Source organism: Natrinema pellirubrum DSM 15624 (assembly GCF_000230735.2).
Lineage (GTDB): Archaea > Halobacteriota > Halobacteria > Halobacteriales > Natrialbaceae > Natrinema > Natrinema pellirubrum.
The window spans coordinates 177,784-195,672 of record NC_019967.1; the positions used below are offsets into that span (position 1 = coordinate 177,784).

Below are 17,889 nucleotides of genomic sequence, written 5' to 3' on the forward strand. Positions count from 1 at the left end.
AGTATGAAACCCAAACCAAGGTCCTGATGACTATACGCGCCTGATTTGTGATTTGAGTTCTGAGCCAGTTGTTCATATGATTCATTTGACTCATATTTGCCCATAATTCTGATATAATTCATTGATCAAGTAGCTGGGAGCCCCCTGGTGTCAGGTCGATACCGGTGTAGACTGTCACCAAATCATCGCCGTTTTTTCTGACACGGCCACTTTCATATTCGACGACGTTCCCGAGCTTCCGACTGAACCAGACTGCGTTTAGTCCGTCAATATCGTGCTGATCAGTCCAGGCCGAGTACGCCTGAAACAGCGTTTCCTTTGGGACTTGCGCTCCATCAGCTTCTCTGATGTACATCGCTGCGAACGCCTCGATACCGTCACCACTCGGATCGATCCCCTCCGACCCATCCGTTGGTGGGCTAGACCCCGTCGATGGTGTCTCCTCATCGGCATCCATCGATATTGTAGCCTGTGCGTGCTCACTAGTGGCGGCGTCCGGCCACAAGTCCTCCTCGTCTGGGTTCTCGGAGAGTGTATACAGTTCCCCTTGCTGGAATATTTTGGGAGCACCGTCCTCCGGGAGCACTAGCACAATGTAGCTGTCGCGCGAATAGTCCGCATCTGGGAGTTCGATATCGGGAATGAACGGTCGCTTGATCGGCGTCCACTCCGTTTCGAACTCGTCTTTCGAGTCGTAGACGCGAGTCTCGCCGGGTTTGTGGACGGTGTACTGCCCGGTTTCGTGGTCGTAGCTGTAGTAGGCCGGGACGCCGTCTTTCGAGAGCGGCCCCTCATCTGGAACACGGGCGAACTCCGTTTCACCGTCTGAGAGCACACGCTCACCGTCGTCACGCGTCCAGACTGTCCGATTCGTGTCGGCCGTCCGGGGGCGAACGGCGGTTACCCCACCGTGGGCGGTCGCCCCACCGCCGAAGGTCACGACCTCGTCGCAGTTATAGAACTGCTCGGTGCCGTCTGCTCGCTCTCGGAGTGGCGGCGAGAGAATATTCTCGAGTCGCGTCGCCCACTCTGTCTCGGGGTCACCGGGCCGGACGACGAAGAGCGGGACGCGATCAGCTTCGTGCGCTCGTGTGAGGTTCTGCAAGACTTTTGCAGGCCGGTCAGGCGTCGTCGTCTCGGCCTCGATGTTGAACACGACGTCGTGGTCTGGGTGCGTCGCGGTGGCGTCGGGTTGTTCGCTCCCATCCTGTTCGAGAACATCGACGCTGAATCCGCGCTCGGTGAGTGCCCGCTCGGTATCCATAAGCACCGCATCGTGGTCGGATCCGCCTGCCGATTCGACAGCGCCCGTTTCGGGCTGTACCGCCGTTTCCCCATCGTCGGAGAGCCGCGTCACGATGTCGTCATCCTGTAACTCGACCTCGATTAACCGCGACGCGTCACGTACATCGGGGAGGTCCTCGTACTCGTAGTCGATGTCTGCTTGGCTATTCTCGAGGCGGATCAAGAGTTCCTCGTCGACGGCGGTGACGTCCACCCAGCCATTCTCGTCTCGAACGCCCTCCCGTAGCTGCATCGCTCGAACCGCTTCGGCCATTGTCTCACCCAGTATCTTCGTCGGATTGGCGGCTTCATTGGCGTCGCTGTAGATGAGGTTCTGGAGGATCTCTGCGTCCGTTAGCGGCTCAGTTCCGTAGCGCTCTAAACTCTGTTCGATGATATCATCGACAGTCTCAGTCGACCGAAGCGGTGGATACGGCGGGAACGAGTTGATGAGGACCGGCTCAGAATAGCGCCCACCCTCGAGCGGAAGTTTCGTCCAGGCCTTGTACTGATCAGTCGAGATCAAATCCTCCGCCGTGTAACCCTGAAACCGCTTCATCAGCAGTTGGGCGTCGTCGACGTCGTTGACCGAGAAGGCAAGAAGGTTATCACAGTTGTTCTGCATCGCTTTCAGCGTATCCTCATCGAACTGCGAGGGGTACTGGGAAGCGAGCGTCACCGATAGTCGCATCGAGCGAGCACGGGCCAGCATTGACTCGATATCAAGATTGTCGCTAGCAATGTCGTCGAACTCGTCACACAGGACAAAATAGGGGTCTGGATCGGTATCACGTTCGTACGACCGGTGCTGAATGGCACTCCAGAGGTTGCGCATCACACCGAGCGTGACCATCTTCTTGATATCTGTATTCTCGACGGGCGTTCGAACGATGACGATCCGATCGTTGTCGATGATGTCTCGGAAATCGATCGTACTCTCACGATGGGCAATGATCCGACGAATCACCGAATTCTCGACCCACGATTTGATCCGTTTCAGGAGGGGACGGATCGTCTCCTCCTCCATATTCGCAATCTCGAGGCAGAACTCCCTGATGTAGGGATCCTCAACGTCGAGGGCGAAGTCTTCACGCCGCTCGGCGTTGAGCAACGTGAAGTACATATCGATGATCGAGAACGGTTTCTCCGATTTCATCATCGCCCGAGCCATTGACTCGGTGATCGCCTCCATGTTGATGCCCCAGTAGTCAGAGGTGTCGAAGACCGCTTTCAGGTTCTCGACTCGGTTTTCGATCTCGTTCTCGAGTTCTTCGGTCGTCTCACACTCGGGCACCTCGAGGAAGTTCATCCCGATCGTCTTCTCATGGGTGGTCGAACCGGGTTCAATCCAGACCACGTCCTCGAGTCGATGTTCAGGGAGTTTGCGCAGGAGCTCTCGAGAGTCTCGGCCTTTCGGATCGAAGTACGTGAAGCCATAGCCGGAGTAGGCCCACTGGACCATCATATTCAGCAGTTCCGTGGTTTTCCCGTAGCCAGTGGTGCCCGTAATCCAGATATGGCGGAAAAGCGAATCAAAGCGGAGCGGAACTTCACGGAAGCCGCGCTGTGGGTCCTTATCGTAGCCGATCCAGAGTGGTGCAGACGGTGTCTCGACACCTGCCTCGAACATCTCGCGGACAAATGGTCCTGCAACAGTGCCCTCCTGAGCCGTTTCGGTGATAGCTTGCTTCCCTCCGATGGAACTGGTCTTCTGCTCATCGATATCGTATGTCTCGCCGAGTTGGGATTGGGGAGCCGGTGGTGAATCGAGCGGAGAGTCACCGTCACCAGTAGCTTGTGTCGCTGGCTCGGTCTCCATACCCTCTTCGGATTTGCTGCGGTCAAAGAATCGATCAAACACCATCGTATCCTCTGTTAGTAACGTTGTGTTCAGTGGAAGCGCTGCTACTGGTGGACTGTTCGTATTGGCCGAGATCGGCAGGGGCGCGGTCACCACGTCGGGTATATCGCCAGTCGATATTCGGCGTCTCAATCTCCGCATTGGGGATATGTGCGACGCCGGCGAGTTCGTCGACGGTCATAATCATGTGCCGATCGATCCACTCGCGGTCACGCATTCGCTCAACGAACTGTCGAAGCCGCGTTGCGCGTTTGCTCTCTCGGCGATGCCAGACAGGCTTGTCGTCGAGGCCCTGCTCAGTGATTGCGTTGTAGTACTTCCTGAACATCCCCGCGACGCCACGAGCACGGGCCTCGGCTTCGGCCTGTTCGCTCGAGGCAGCAAGCACGCGAATGTTCACGTGAAAGGCCTGTTGTCCACGTTGCTGTTCGATGGTTTTCGCAGCCTGTTTGTCCTTCTCGCTTGGCGGTCGCGTGCGGGGATTGAGCCAGCCGACGGATGTCCCTTGACGAAGCGCGTGCGCGAGTTCGTCGACGCTATTGTGCTTGAACCGGTCGCCGTCAGTCCACGACTGTTTCGCAGGTCGGAAGACGACCTGCGTAACGACGGTACTCTCATCGAGTGACAGCATCTCGCTCGTAATCTCGCCGTAGGGATCCGTCTCGAAGCCCTCACTGTTGTGATGGCGGATCGGATAGTAAGGGATCTTCTCCATCTCGAGCCACGCGCCGGCAACGTACTCATCAGCGTCGATGACGGGGAACGCATAGCCCTCCTCGACAGGGAAGACCTCACTGTTGGCGTAGTTGTTCCCGACACGACGGCGGAACTTGTCCGCAGCTGCCTCGGTGGCAGCGTGCATGTAGAACTTGATTTTGCCTTCGTCGAACCAGACCTCGAACGAGTGATGGTCACTCGTATTCTTCCCACGGAAGTTCGTCGTCACATCGTGGACCGACTGGAGGACTCCAGCCCCATCCGCGATACCGTTGTTCTCTTTGTAGGGTCGGATCCGAAGCAGCGTGCCTGGCGTATCCGCTTGCCGTTGGACGAACGAATCGTGCTCTCCGAAGTTGAGTTGCGTCGCCTCGTACCGTGGCGACGAGTCTATGATCGTCTTGATTTGGTTGAGCCTAGTCATGGTCTTTCGTACCACACTTGGTTTCAGTCGTATCCTCTGCAGTAGCTGACTCCCTCGATTCTCCACCATCAGGCCGGACAGACGATTTCTCACCGTCTGTCTCGAGGGAATGCTCGACGACTGCATCGAGAACCTCCTCTTTCGTGAGATCTGCCTCGAGAAGCTGTCTGACCGCATCTGCACTGAGATCGAGACGCGTTGCAAGCGCGTTGCGCTGGGCTTCGTTCTCGACGAACTCTTCGAAGGTGAGCAACTCTGCAGGCTCGTCGCGAATCGCCTGCTCGATGAAGGCCTGGTCCTCGGGCTCGTAGTCGATAACCCGTTTCTCGAAGTCGTCAGCAACGATATGCAGCGGGTACGTTCCGTGTTCTTCGACGCGAACGAGTGCCTGACTGTAGCCAAGGTCTTCGTTGCCGGCGTCGGCACCTCTGACGTACCGGCGCTGCTCTTCCGTGAGGCCGATCTTGTCCGCTGTCCGATCATCCAGTTCGGGGAGTTTGTGGAGGACCTTGATCGGGCACATGCCGATGATCTTCTCCGCCTGCTCAGTTTCGTAGAATTCCTGGGCCGTCTGAGAGAGTAACACCATCCGAAGCCCTGCATGGCGTTGGTGCCGGAACGCTGTCTCGAGGAAATCGAGATTCGCTTGATCCTCGAAGAGATAGTGGGCTTCGTCGATCGCGAGTTCGACGTTTCGCTGAGTGTTTTTCGCCTGCTGGTAGATCGTTGACAGCAGCAGTTGCATCAGGAACGTCTGGCGATCGATCCCCGATGCACTCCCTTCGATCTGACCGAGGTCAATATAGACGACCTTGTTGTCGCCCTCGAGGATATCGATCTCGGAGTGGTGAGAGAGGTTTTCGTAGGAGCCGCCCTCACGGAATGGCTGGAACGCAATCGCGAGTTCATCTGCATACTGTGCGGCACGCTCGCGAGCGGAGTCAGATTTCGCGATATTGTGCTCGTCCGGGTTCTCAGCGATATCACAGAGGATCCGATGGACATCCTGCATTGTCGGTGAATTCGCCGATGTGTGCGTCGAGACATCGTCCTCGACGATCCCTGCTTGCCGGTCATCCGTTCTAGTTTAGCAGAGTGTACCGTCGTCTGATTAGATATCGTTGTAACTACCAGTCAGAGAAATCCGGTGGATAGTGTGACTTACTCCCCACCGGATTCAGTGATTGTTGATCGGATTCAAAGAGCGTTTCCCTCCGATGAGTTGCGCGAGCGCGCTCGCGCAACGAATCTCGTCGAGCGTGAACGGAAATTCGACGCTGTTGCGCTGTTCTACACGCTTTCACTTGGCTTCGCTGCTGGGTCAGACCGATCTGTACAGGCTTTTCTCGAACGATTCGTCGAAATGTCCGACTGCGATGAACTCTCCTATGCAACCTTCCACGGGTGGTTCTCTCCACCGTTCGTTGCACTCCTTCGAGAGATTCTCGATGATGCCATCGAGAATCTCGATACCAGAAATGCCGACCTTAGCGGACGTCTCGAACGCTTTCGAGACGTCCTCATTGCCGATGGGAGCATTGTTTCTCTCTATCAAGACGCCGCGGATGTGTACGCTGCGACCGGTGACGATCAGGCCGGTCTGAAACTTCACCTAACAGAATCACTCTCAACTGGCCTTCCAACACGGTACCGAACAACTGACGCTAAAACCCAAGAACGGAGCCAGCTACCCACCGGCGAGTGGGTAGCTGGCGCACTTGTCTTGCTCGATCTCGGTTTCTACGACTTCTGGTTGTTCGACCGCATCGACCAGAATAACGGCTGGTTCGTCTCCCGTGTGAAAGACGACGCAAACTTCGAGATCGTCGAAGAGCTCCGGACGTGGCGGGGGAACAGTATCCCGCTCGAAGGAGAGTCGCTGCAGGACGTCCTTGACGACCTGCAGCGACAGGAAATCGATGTTCGCATCACCCTCTCGTTCGAGCGAAAGCGAGGGTCGTGCACCAGCACGACCCGAACGTTCCGACTGGTCGGTGTTTGGAACGAGGATACTGAAGAGTACCATCTCTATTTGACAAATCTCTCGAAAGACGACTATAGTGCGCCCGATATCGCACAGCTCTATCGGGCGCGCTGGGAAATAGAATTATTGTTCAAAGAACTGAAATCACGCTTCGGACTTGACGAAATCAACACGACCGATCCGTACATCATCGAAGCTCTGGTCATCATGGCCGCAATCTCACTGCTGATGAGCCGTGTTATCGTCGATGAACTCCGGAAACTGGACGTGAAACAACGGGAAAGCGCCGACGACGCCACAGCGTCGTCGCCGCAACTTCCTCGTCGACGATGTTCTCACGCTGTCGAACGCCATTCACACCTGATTCAGTTGTACGTGATGCTCGATTTAGGGTACGAACTTCCGGATTTAGATGAGTTGTTGCTGTGGGCTTCACGTGATCCAAATCCGCATCGACCGCGGTTACGTGAGCAGGTTGAGTCAGGCGAGTTCTGGTAACGAACTCGCCTGACGACCGGGGAAGCACCTGTGTCGATAGCGGCAGCGCTGGAACGGCGACGCACTCACGGCTGTGAGTGCGCCGCCTCGAAGGTATCACACAACAAATCAGCGACTGCCTGCTCCAGCGAACCCAGTCTCCTGAGCTAATCCGCCTCAATTCGGTATAGTCTCCGCTGAGATCCTGCTTCACTCCGTCACTAAACTAGAACAGATGGCTTGCCGGTAGGCTTCGTCGATGACGTATGAGAGGACGCCCGTCTCGGTTCCGAGTTCGATATCGCGAGCGTCGAGGAAGTTCTCGAGGACAGCGTAGACCTCGTCTTTCTTCGCTGAAAGGGGCGAAATCCCGTCACTAGAGTCGAGGACGTGTTGGGGCGTCTCGCGGATTTCGAGTGGGTTGAGCTTCGTATCGCCACCGACAGTGATCGTCTTTGCGTTCAGCGCGTCTGCGATCCCGCGGAAGCCACCAACTGGATCGACGAGAACGAGCATGGTATCGGTGCGGCGTTTCATCATCCGAAGGTGGCGCATGATGTCGCCGAACGTCTTCCCAGCGCCTGGCATTCCGACGACGAGTTCACTGTGACCCGTCTCGAGCGCCCACGGGTTGATCCGGATTGGAGAGCTGTTGTGGCCGTGATAGCCGTACTCGATACCCTCGTCCATCATCAGGTAGTTCGACGAGAACGGGAACATCGCGCCGACGGCTTGGTTCGTCAGCGTCGACATGCGGTCACGGCCAAGTTCGTTCGCGCCAAGCGGTGACACTGTTGCGAGCCCGCGTTCCTGCCAGCGACTCGCAACCTTGAGCGTACAATTCGCCGGCGCATCCTTGATGATCGACCGCAGGCGCGTCGTGTGATTATCGAGTTCCTGTTGACTATCAGCGGCGAGGCGAATGAACACACCACCGCGATAGAACGATGCTTTGTTCGCGCGGACGAGCGACCGCATATACTTCGCCTGATCGATGTCTGCCTGGAGATCCTCGGATTTGAGGCTATTCGAGTCGTGCTGGTTGATCTTCAAATCCGAGATCCAGTCTGCCATCATGTCCTGAGCCGACTGGCTATCGAACGGATCGAGATGGATGCTGATGTCGGTCTGCAACTCCGTGTCGAGTAACAGTCGCTCGAGAAGGCCATCCGGGGGTTCTTCGGGGAACTGTTCAATCCAGAACGTGCGAACGTACGTCTCGTCGTTGATCACTGCGTAAGTCGTTTCCCAGTCGACCGTCGACGGCGCAATCATCGACTGGTGCATCGTCGACGTGTCTGGCAGTTGATCATCAGACGGAACCGATGGATCGACGACAGTGTCTTCGACAACGGTATTTTCTCTATGATCGCTCGAAGCCGTATCTGACGGACTGTCGTGCTCATCCATCGCATCGAGGACATCATCGGGATCGGGCGTTGCTGGGACACCGTCGCTTATCCCGTGGGAAACGACTGGGAACGTCCCGAGTGCATTCGTGATATCGGCGTACTCTTCGGGATGGCACGTCCAGTACTCCTTCGTGATCCGAGCGAGATCGTAGGCATCGACGGGGCTGATCGAACACCGATAGAGCGACGACCCACCACGACGGAGTTGTGTGAGTCGTGACTCGAGGTGTTCTTCTTTGAATTGCTCTCGCTCGGCGTTGGTCAGGTCGTCAGTTTGGAACCGACCGAAGAGCCGTCCAATAGCAGGAAGGTCAGCAAGATAGGCGAGGACACTGTCGTCCGTTTTATCGAAGTGCTCGATATCATCGTCGTTCACCGCGGTGATGAGGTAGTACTCGCGGATCGTGGTCGTCTCAGAGTCGATTTCACCGTTGTCAGTCGTATTCGCCGCAACGTATTTCTCGAGCAGCCGTTTCAACACGGGGCGTGAGCGAACATCAGCGTCAGCAAGTCGGTTCTGATGTGCACGGACGATCTCGTCGTCATCGACCTCGCGGCTAGTGACGTAGATCTTCACTGGAAAGTCGACAGTCGAGTTGGCGAACTCCGAGAGTGACTGAACAGCCTTCGCCCACGCGTCGTCGTCCTCAAGAGCCATGTTCGCGGGCTCGACTTTCATCGCCCCAACGAGTGCGCCATCCGTTCGTTCGATGGCATGCGGGTACACTCGCTGGAGGCGAGTCAGATACCGTACCTCACTATTGTCGTCGCCGCCGTGCGTGTACTCCTTGTTCTTGATCGCCCAGCTAAGACGAGCAGCGAGCCACTCGGTGAGCCACAAATATCCGGGCTTGACCTTATGGAGCAAGAACAGCAGCGTCGTAAGCATAAGTCCGAATCCCAGCACCGGGATTGTCAGTTCTGATGGGACGAACGTCGCTACAACGACCGTGACGAACGCGACTGCGAGAAACAGCATGAGTTCGCCGATCGTATAGCCCTGGAAAAAGGCCGTTGTGCCACCTAATGACTGGTGGATCTTTCGCGCATTATACTCGTGATCCTCAGTGTTCGTACTCATCAAACTCACCACCTTGAGACCTTCTCTTTCGTGTTTTTGAGCCCACGCTTCGCTCGAGTCGACGCCTTCTGTGTAGCTTTGCGAGCGTCATCAGCGGCCTTATCGCGCATCCGTCCTGTCTTCGACTTCCGCAAGTTATTGTAGCGGCCGGCGTGATCCTTCGTTGAGCGAGCCGAGGATCCAAGCTTGTACGCTTTCGAGTCGCCGGTCCCGAGTGTCGTCTGGCCGCTCCTCGTTACGGGGCCGACCTGGTTATCTGCGTATCCACGGTGGACGTTTCGGGCTCCACGGACAGCTTTTCCAGAGGTCCGTTTTGCCTTTGCAGCGCCAGCTTTGGCCGCTGCAGGATTCGTTGCAGTAGCCCCTTTCTGGGCGATCGTCCGCATCGCTGGGCTACTCCAGTAGACGGTCATGACCATCGCGATAATCGCCGCAGGGATCAGCGTCAATCCGATAAACAAGGAGAAGAGCCCTTTCACAGAAGTCTCGAGACCACCAACCTCCCATCCAATCCGGAAGAGGATCGCTGGTGGAATCCCAGCAAGCACTAATCCAGGATAGATGCCTGAAGCACGACGCGCCATGTTTGCCGCTGGACTAAATGGCCACACCTCCATCGACCAGAGGACACCCAATAGCGGCATAATCGGTGTTAGCACATAGAGAGCGATCCACCGGAAAGCGACGACGAACCCTGCAACGACCAAAAAGAAGTTCGATACGACGACCATTGCTAGAATAGCAAATGTTCCACCAAGAGAGGACCGAATAAGGCCACCGAGCCCCGCAGACATTTCATCAGTTGGAGCGATCGTCATACCTACTGCGTCGAAGAACTGCAGCGGGATCGATACCAGTGGGAACCAGACGAAGGTACCCATAAATACAAGCCCAAGCCGTCGTAGGAGCTGTTTTCGCCGGTACTCGCTCATGGAGCCCGACCGGAGACCAACGAAAGCAAAGGCGATAACTATCATCATGATGGAAAGTGGGAGAATATATGAAAGGTATACGTCCTGGTACAAGCTCTCCCATGGCGCGTTGTCTGGGGATCCGATGACCATATATTCAGAGTCCGATTCTGGAGCAGGAACACCGACAATAGGTTCTAGAATCGCTTCATAGATATCATTGACAAGGCTGAGAAGAGCATCAGTGAAATCCTCAATGACGTTCTTAATTGCGTTCTCAACCTCCTCTTGCAACCACGCCATCTAATTCTCACCCCCGCTAGATATGGGTTCATCAGAGCTACCATCAACGATAGTAAGCTCACATGACTGACTATCTCCGTACTTGATTTGCTGGGTGTACGAGGGGTTTGATCCGACTTGGACATGAGCTGTGACAGTCATTGGTTCCGTACCGAGTTCATCACAGTCTAGCGAGTGTACTGCACCATCTGTCGCATAGACAGATCCCTTAGAGTAGACTGTAGTCTTTCCCGGCGGCAAGTGTGTCTCGTGGTAGTATGACTGCGATTCCTTCGACAGTAGTCGGGCAACTGGTGAACCCTTCCACTGAAGTTCGGTGAGTAACGACGGAATCGTGCCTGTATTCTCAATAACGACCGCTGCGTACTCATCCCAGACAGGCGAATTCTTGTCCCACTCCATGTCGGGGTTCTCTACTGCCCACAGCACATCCGTAATCGTACACTCCGCCTCAAGCGTGAGTGTCGTCGTATCGACCTGCTCGCCTCCATCGAGAGCAATCAGTTCGTAGTCCCCAGTGAGGATACTGTCCTGATCGCGACCGAGAACTTCGAACGATGTCGTGGTCTCACCGCTTGCGAGACGCTGTTGGTCGAACAACTCGCCGTTCGGATCGATGAGGTTGATGAACTCTACCGACACATCATCGGTAACTTCGATCTCGAGGTTGGCATCACCCATCTCGACAGAGGTGAAGACGTCACTCCCTTCCGCACTAATTCCGTTGCCATCCGTACTGTTACTGGTGTTCGATGGGTCTGTGGACGTCCCCGACGTACAGCCAGCAAGGGCAGCTGTACTTAGACCCAAGCTGGCAAGGACTGCTCGGCGAGCGATACCGCTGTCATCTCGATTGGTGTTTTCTGTCATGGATAGTCTCGTAGTCCAAGGACCGCACCGCCAGTCAGGTAGTCAAAGCCGTAGACAGCCAGAGCAACCGGGAGGAACCAGAGCAGCGTCACCAGAAGCAACTGAACAAGCTTCTGAAACGCGGGGTAGTTCGGGGGAACCGTCACCCGATCCTCGGCTGCTGAGTACAGCTGGTCTGCACGCCACCAGTCTGCGGGAACGTACTGGCCATCGATGAGCGACGACGACCGCTTCTCGAGTTCAAGGACAGCCATTCCACTCGCGTTCAGCGTAGCCGATTGATTGCCGATTTCGACTCGCCCAGTCGTGACCGGATCACCGGTCGTTGTCTCCGTGACGGTTGCCTGAACGAGTATTCCCGACGAGTTCGCCTCGAGAACGATCAACTCGAGAGTTGTGTCACGAACGGTTCCGTTGTCGGGGACCGAAATCGTCTCTGACTGGCCACGAACGATCCCGTGGACGGTCACCTCGTCGAAGGTGGCTGCTGGAAGCGTCTCTGATCGAACGGCGATCGATGTCGCATTCGTATAATTGTCAACCGTCGGAATGGCGATTGCACTCGAGAGGGACGGGCCAGCGTGTTTGCTCCCCCACGCCTCTTCGATCACTAACGGCGGCTCAGCATCCTCTGTTGCCTTGCTCGGCATATCCGGCCGTTTCTGCGTGGGGATAGCGTGGAGCTGTGCTGGACGAACAGACGAATTCGTCCGAGTCGTCTCTGTTTCCGTCCGAGACACCATCGTCTGCCAGCCATCTACTCCCGCCGAATAGAACCGCCAGTTTCCACGCAAGCGCGCATCACTGCCAACATCGATTGCAGCCCACCGAGTTCCAGGGTGGATGACGACACCAGTGTGTGTTGGATCGTTTTCGAACGTAACGCGCTTCCCGCCTCTGTCGTCAATCTGCGAGACAACTGCATGGCGTGAATCAGTTGCTGTTACCTGTTCTGTTGGATAGTCGACCTCTGTCTCCCACGAACCCTCACAGGAGCCGATCGTGCTATTGTAGTCAGTGCACGTCCGGGTTTCATGCCGAAGGCGAGCGGTAACTGTCGCTTCAACGGTCAGATTCTGCGCTCCCGATAGTCTCCTGTACTCGAGCGTGGAGCGATGGCCATGATCAGCATCGAGTGTCCAGCTCTCTGTCTGTAGGACAACCGTGTCAACGGCAGTGTCTGCAATCGACCAATAATGGCGAACCGAGCCGCTCGTGTCATCGTCTGGGACACGGACCCGGTAATCGGCGATCGCAAGGACCTCGCCGTCTGGCGTGATGTACCGCGTCGAGGTGTTCCCCGAGTGCAGCACCGTCGACGGCTGGACTGCAACGATGCTCGTGTATGCATCCCGAATGTAGAGCCCATCCTCGAGGTGTGCCCGTTCGGGATAGACAGAGGTTTTCTCGCCGCCAGGATCAAAGTCCTGGAGATCACCGCTGTTCCACCTCTCGACGTCTTCGATTGGCTTCTCGAACGGGACGTCTGTCGACCCTGCAAGCCGGGTCGAAAACTCTGGTGCAGAGGAAACCGTCTCTTCGAACTCGTCACTCGAGCGGTTTTGCTGATCGAGGTCGTCCGACCATAACAGTGGGAACCGTGTCTCGTTCACGCCGTAATCTGGCCCATCCGCAGGAATCGATGTGTCCGAACTTGGATTCGGCTCGGCAACAGCGACACCGACCGCCAAGAACACAGCGCCTCCGCTTGCGACGAGAAGCATGAGGGCGGCGTTGATCGCACGTGGTGTGGTCATTGGGATTCAGGCAATCGCAGGCTCTGCTCTGGTGGGTCAGAACGGTTTGACACAGTCTGAGAAGCCGAATCCCATCTGACTTCCAACCTTGTCAATCAGTTCAGGTGAGATCAGCGCGAGGACGATGATCCCGAACCCAATACCCGACATCACGAGTCTCTCTTTGGCCTGATTCTTCTTTTCGGGATTCCCACCGGCACGCATGTACGAGAGGCCAGCTCGACCGACGTAGAATCCCGTTGCTGGAAGACCGAGACCAGCAACAGCTCCGAAGACGATGCCAATGCCGGTCTCGACACCGGTTCCACAGTAGACGTCACCCACATTCGACTGGGCAGCTGCTGATCCGGAAGCGAGGGCGATGAAGGCCAGCCAGACTGTGAGTGAGGTCACTGCCGGCACGACTCGCCTACACGCTTGTCGGAACCCAGCCAGCAAATCAGGGCATTCAGTCGACGCATCTGGCGACTTACGCGGTGAATTGGTAGTCATTGGTGGAATGGTCTGCATGGAATGTTTCGAACAGCGCCTCGAGAGCCATACTAACGGGGGCCGCTTCAGTTCGGTCACTCACCTCACCTCGAGGGCTCCGAGAGCGAGTCTCGTCGAAGGGCGTCTGCTCGACCAGTCCGTCTTGGGACCTAGTAGGCGGATGTGGCTCGGGTTGCGGGAGGACTGATACTGCGTCGATCAGTTGGACCAAGCCACTCATAGTGTCTGTATTTTGCATGGTTCATTCACCATGGGAGTTGAACACACAGAACACTTATTGAATATACTATATAAAAATTTCCGGTGGAACTTACTAATGGAGTGAGTTTCAATCCTCAAAACCCGCTACCACGCTCAAGACTTCTCCTCCCCTCGACGAAGGCATCGCTATCGAGCGCTATAGCGAGTTCCGCATCGAAGATCTCTCCCGACAGCGACCCATTCGAACACGCAATCGATCAGGCTGTGTCTCAAACACGTCTAGAGTAGCAGGGTCTTTGGTTTCTTGATTGTCAAAAACGAGCGCAATCTCTCGGTGAACACGGAGTCCGTGCGCTACACGATCCAGAAAGTCGAAACCGAACCACAGACAGCGGTGATCGTCACGCTGCCCGCCGAGTTCAAGTGCGCCAATGCATGACCTTCACTGTGTGTTAGCGTGTGAAATATGCCAACTTTCTCGCGTACGGTTAATCTGAATGGAGCTTTTGTCCATCTGTCTCGAGAGCATACTCCTCTGCAAGATCAACAACATCGTAGACATGAATCCCGGACTTGAACCACAGCACCTGATCGCTCACCTTCTCGATATCGGTCGCCGAACACTCGAGTCGATCAGAAACCGCGATCAAGAGATTGTCAAGCTCGGCGGCCTCGATCTTCGCGAGCTTCTCCTTGAGGTACTCGGGCGTCCAGAAGCCCACGATCTCGAGAATCGCCCGTCGCCCGTCTGGATGCTCAACTGCGAAGTCGGGGATCATCACCTCGGCACCCAAATCCAGCACGTCGTCCTCGCGACGTAACTCCCAGTCGGTGGTCGCCCGTTCCCACTTCTGGGCCAGTGTTCGTTCAAGATCGCTGTCGAACTCGTCCTGGGCGCTGTAGTGAGAGGACAATCCATCGGTCTGGTCGAGTTTAAACGTCAGTGATTCATTGTTTGTCGATCCTCCGTCCCCATCGAGGACTTCTGCCGTCATCTCCCAGCGGTCACACAGCGGCAGTGCTGGCAGGAAATTCGCCATCCGAATACCGTACTTCCGGGATTTCGAGAACAACGACGCAGGCCCATCCAGAATTGCCTCGTAGCCTGCAGCGATATCTGTCGACTCGACCCGCTCGCCGGTTTCATCGATTGGATAGATCCGGTGCATCAACCCGAACAACTTGACGTAGCTGAACACCGTGTTGAAGTGGTCCCACACACGGATCCGCATCTGAGTTGCGTCGTACAGGACCGCCTGAGCCAGCGCGAGGTTGTACCGCGTGAGAAGCCAGTCAACGCTGATCGTGTCCTCAGCGTATGTCTCCTCGCTATCCCCGGTCAGGCGGGTCGTTGACGAACGGCCCTCATCGGTGTATTCGTCAACGCACAGATCGCCAAATCGCACCAGCAGCTTGTTGTCCTCGAGATCGGCGTACATCCCTCGGTAACACTCTTCGAGACTAAGTCCAAGCTGGTCAGCGACGACACTGTAGACCTCGAGGCGCTGAGTGTCATCTCCAAGGGTGGGCTGTCGGACGATCGGATACGACTCGTTGGCTTTCGCGAACAACGCCTGACGGATTTCCTGAGGATCAGCCGCAGCCACCGTCTCGAACTCGCACTCATCCGTAAGGAGCTTCGCCAGCCCTTGGACGATCTTGTAGTCGGTATCGTCGATCGTCAGTTGGTCGATCGTCTCCTCGAGGTCACCTTTGGGTTCACCTATGTGGTCTTCGAAGATGTCGATGAGTTGCTGAGCCGTCTCTCGGTATCGAGACTCGGCAGGGCCGTAAACAGTGGCTCAACAGATCCGTTTCGCGTGCGCGAGCGAGCGAGATCAGCTGTCAGCATCGGTTCCTACCCCTTGGCGACGGTGTTGAGAGACATACGTTTCCTTGGTATTGGCCGCGATGATCTCGTAGAGGCGTGCTGGCTGGCGGTCGTCAGTCGGGCGAAGGATCCGCCCAAGCCGCTGGGCGTACTGGCGTTTCGAGGCACTTCCCGAGAGGATGATCCCGACGTTCGCCGCCGGTACGTCGATACCCTCGTCGAGGACCTGTGAGGTCACGAGCATCGAGTACTCCCCGGTCCGGAATCTGTCGAGAAGGTCTGTGCGTTCCTCGGTAGCCGTTTGGTGAGTAATACACGGGATGATGAACTCCTGGGAAATCTCGTAGGCGAAGTCATTATTCGCTGTGAAGATGATCGTCCGGTCGTCGTAGTGGCGTTTCAGGAGGTTATCCAGGGTTTCGAGCTTTTTCTCAGCAGTTCGAGCGATCTCTTCGGCCCGCTGTTTGGCGACTAGGGCTCGTCGCCCCTGTGGATCGTAGGAACTGCGCTTGAGGAACTCTTGGTAGCCCCGTTCCTTCCAGATGTCGAAGTCGTGGGAGTCGACGTAGTCGCGATATAGCTGGTATTCCTCTTCGTACTGATTGCGCTCGTCGGTGGTGAGCTCAACCTCGAGGTGAATCGTCTCGTAATCGCTGAGGTACTCGCCGGTGAGTTCGTCGACATCTTCCTTGTAGACGACGGGACCAAGTAACTCGTCGAGGACCTCGTGTTGGTCGTCAGCTCGTTCGTAGGTGGCAGTCAATCCGAGCCGATAGGGCGCGATCGTCATCTCGGGAATCTGCTGGTAGGTCGGGGCAGGCAAGTGATGGACCTCGTCGACGACCAGCAGACCGAACCGGTCGCCGTACTCGTTGATGTACCGATAGGCGGAATCGTAGGTCGTCACCGTCACGTCCGTGATCGTGTGGCTTCCCCCACCAAGAACGCCAACGTCGTCGGGAAGTTGGTCTCCGAAGGCGTTGGTGAGCGTCGCATGCCACTGGTTGAGCAGATCGATTGTGGGGACAACCACGAGCGTACTGACGTCAGCGTCGGCGATCGCCTGGATCGCGAGGAAAGTTTTCCCACTGCCGGTCGGGAGGACGACACTCCCCCGGCGGTCGTGATCGATCCAGGCCTCGAGGGCGGCTTGCTGGTAGCCTCGAGGTTCGATCGCGACGGCAGGTGAGAGGGCAAGGTCACTGTAGGCTCTGGCATCGTCTTCAAGGGGTTCGCTAGCCATCGTGGCCTGTGCGAGAGTCTGCTGGTCGCGACTGGAGGGAGTTGCCCACTGATGGAGGTCGTGATAGCGATAGGCTTGCGCTCGATACTCATCGACGCGGTCATCCCACTCTGCGTAGGGAGCACTGTCGGGGGCGTCCTCGAGTAGCAGCGTTCCATCATCGAACGTCAGGCGCATGCAACTACAAACGTCTACGACCGACGCCGTACTTGGGTTTGCTGGCTATCGCTCGACGATATTCGACCGCCGGGCGTGCTATGAAGGCGTTCACCAAGATGACTCAAGAAGCGTTCTGAGAGTTGGTGGTTATTCAACTACACTGAAACAAACGAGCGAGTTCGAGATGGCTTTGCGACGCGAGACCCTCATTACCGAGACGTGGTACTCCCTGTGAGTAAGGCTTGCTGAGGCAGTACAACTTTTTTCATCACTCGTTATCGGTTGAGCCAGTAGTGCCAGTCGGCGACTGCCTGTTCAGTATCATCGCTGGCTTCGAGAGGTTCGAGTTGTTTCAGTGGGACTCCGAGTTCTCTGTCGTTCCACTCGATGGTTACGAACTGCTGACGGAGCGACGGCTCTACCGAGGGCATCCCGAGCACGCTCACTGTTTCGCCTTCCTTTAGCGGAGATACCTCGTGCTCTTCGATACACTGCGCTTCAAAGGGAAAGTCCATGGTCTCCTCCAGATAGGTTATCCAGCCCACGGCCTGCTCGCCTTGAGTGTAGGCATCGACGATTATCTCCATCTTGATGCGTTCCTCACGCTCTTCGTCTCTATCTGCCATGGTTAGCAGTAGGTCGGCTCGAAGGTAAGGCGTTCTGGAGGTACCTTCAGTTCTCACAGACTGAGACAAGCCAGTTCCGAGAGACTACGCTCGCTGTCGCAGTCTACAATGTAGTCAAGGTCCAGAGGGCTGGTGAGCAGTCTAAACGGTTTTGCGACGCAACCCAGGGATTCAGCCGTCAATATCGTCATTTCGCACTCCACTGATTCTCTTGGACAGATCGATGTTGATCACTCAATACCATCCCGTGGTTTGT

Annotated in this window: 10 protein-coding genes and 3 pseudogenes; 2 read left to right on the forward strand and 11 right to left on the reverse strand. The window is 56.2% G+C overall.

Annotated features, from left to right (window positions below; genetic code table 11):
- Positions 1-118: 118 nt before the first annotated feature.
- From NATPE_RS19220 to NATPE_RS19230, 3 genes and pseudogenes are all read right to left on the reverse strand, one after another.
- The gene (locus NATPE_RS19220) at positions 119-3,148 is read right to left on the reverse strand and encodes a TraM recognition domain-containing protein (RefSeq protein ID WP_015310295.1); all 3,030 of its coding nucleotides are present in this window, start codon (positions 3,146-3,148) and stop codon (positions 119-121) included.
- Entirely contained in the window at positions 3,138-4,286 is a 1,149-nt protein-coding gene (locus NATPE_RS19225) for a hypothetical protein (RefSeq protein WP_006181060.1), read from the reverse strand. Before NATPE_RS19225 ends, NATPE_RS19220 begins: the two co-directional genes overlap by 11 nt.
- Positions 4,279-5,358 (reverse strand): annotated as a pseudogene (locus tag NATPE_RS19230) (VirB4 family type IV secretion system protein); the annotation flags it as partial. The gene NATPE_RS19225 and the pseudogene NATPE_RS19230, both read right to left, overlap by 8 nt.
- A gap of 75 nt (positions 5,359-5,433) precedes the next feature.
- Here NATPE_RS19230 and NATPE_RS19235 point away from each other — a divergent pair.
- On the forward strand, positions 5,434-6,768 hold the full coding sequence (locus NATPE_RS19235; RefSeq protein WP_012289608.1) for an IS4-like element ISH32 family transposase: 1,335 nt from the start codon (positions 5,434-5,436) through the stop codon (positions 6,766-6,768).
- Positions 6,769-6,984: 216 nt separating this feature from the next.
- On the opposite strand, the pseudogene NATPE_RS19240 reads toward NATPE_RS19235, so the two are convergent.
- From NATPE_RS19240 to NATPE_RS19260, 5 genes and pseudogenes are all read right to left on the reverse strand, one after another.
- Positions 6,985-9,240: pseudogene (locus NATPE_RS19240) on the reverse strand (VirB4 family type IV secretion system protein); the annotation flags it as partial.
- Between the two features lie 5 nt (positions 9,241-9,245).
- Positions 9,246-10,454 (reverse strand): hypothetical protein, encoded by a 1,209-nt coding sequence (locus tag NATPE_RS19245; RefSeq protein WP_006181057.1) that lies wholly within the window; start codon positions 10,452-10,454, stop codon positions 9,246-9,248.
- On the reverse strand, positions 10,455-11,324 hold the full coding sequence (locus NATPE_RS19250; RefSeq protein WP_015310297.1) for a hypothetical protein: 870 nt from the start codon (positions 11,322-11,324) through the stop codon (positions 10,455-10,457).
- Positions 11,321-13,081 (reverse strand): hypothetical protein, encoded by a 1,761-nt coding sequence (locus tag NATPE_RS19255; RefSeq protein WP_015310298.1) that lies wholly within the window; start codon positions 13,079-13,081, stop codon positions 11,321-11,323. The genes NATPE_RS19250 and NATPE_RS19255 overlap by 4 nt, the downstream gene beginning before the upstream one ends.
- Before the next feature lie 36 nt (positions 13,082-13,117).
- Positions 13,118-13,573: a pilin gene (locus tag NATPE_RS19260; RefSeq protein ID WP_015310299.1), complete on the reverse strand. Its 456-nt coding sequence runs from the start codon at positions 13,571-13,573 to the stop codon at positions 13,118-13,120.
- Positions 13,574-14,078: 505 nt separating this feature from the next.
- On the opposite strand from NATPE_RS19260, the gene NATPE_RS23345 reads away from it, so the two are divergent.
- Entirely contained in the window at positions 14,079-14,213 is a 135-nt protein-coding gene (locus tag NATPE_RS23345) for a hypothetical protein (protein ID WP_280513032.1), read from the forward strand.
- Between the two features lie 49 nt (positions 14,214-14,262).
- Here the strand turns inward: NATPE_RS23345 and NATPE_RS19265 are convergent.
- The 3 genes and pseudogenes from NATPE_RS19265 to NATPE_RS19280 form a co-directional block, all read right to left on the reverse strand.
- Positions 14,263-15,626 (reverse strand): annotated as a pseudogene (locus tag NATPE_RS19265) (DUF790 family protein).
- A complete protein-coding gene (locus tag NATPE_RS19270; protein ID WP_006181051.1) occupies positions 15,613-17,025 on the reverse strand; it encodes a DEAD/DEAH box helicase family protein in 1,413 nt (470 codons plus the stop codon). The pseudogene NATPE_RS19265 and the gene NATPE_RS19270 overlap by 14 nt, the downstream one beginning before the upstream one ends.
- A gap of 257 nt (positions 17,026-17,282) precedes the next feature.
- Complete coding sequence (locus NATPE_RS19280; protein WP_006181047.1) at positions 17,283-17,633, reverse strand: calcium-binding protein; 351 nt, start codon at positions 17,631-17,633, stop codon at positions 17,283-17,285.
- Positions 17,634-17,889: the final 256 nt, after the last annotated feature.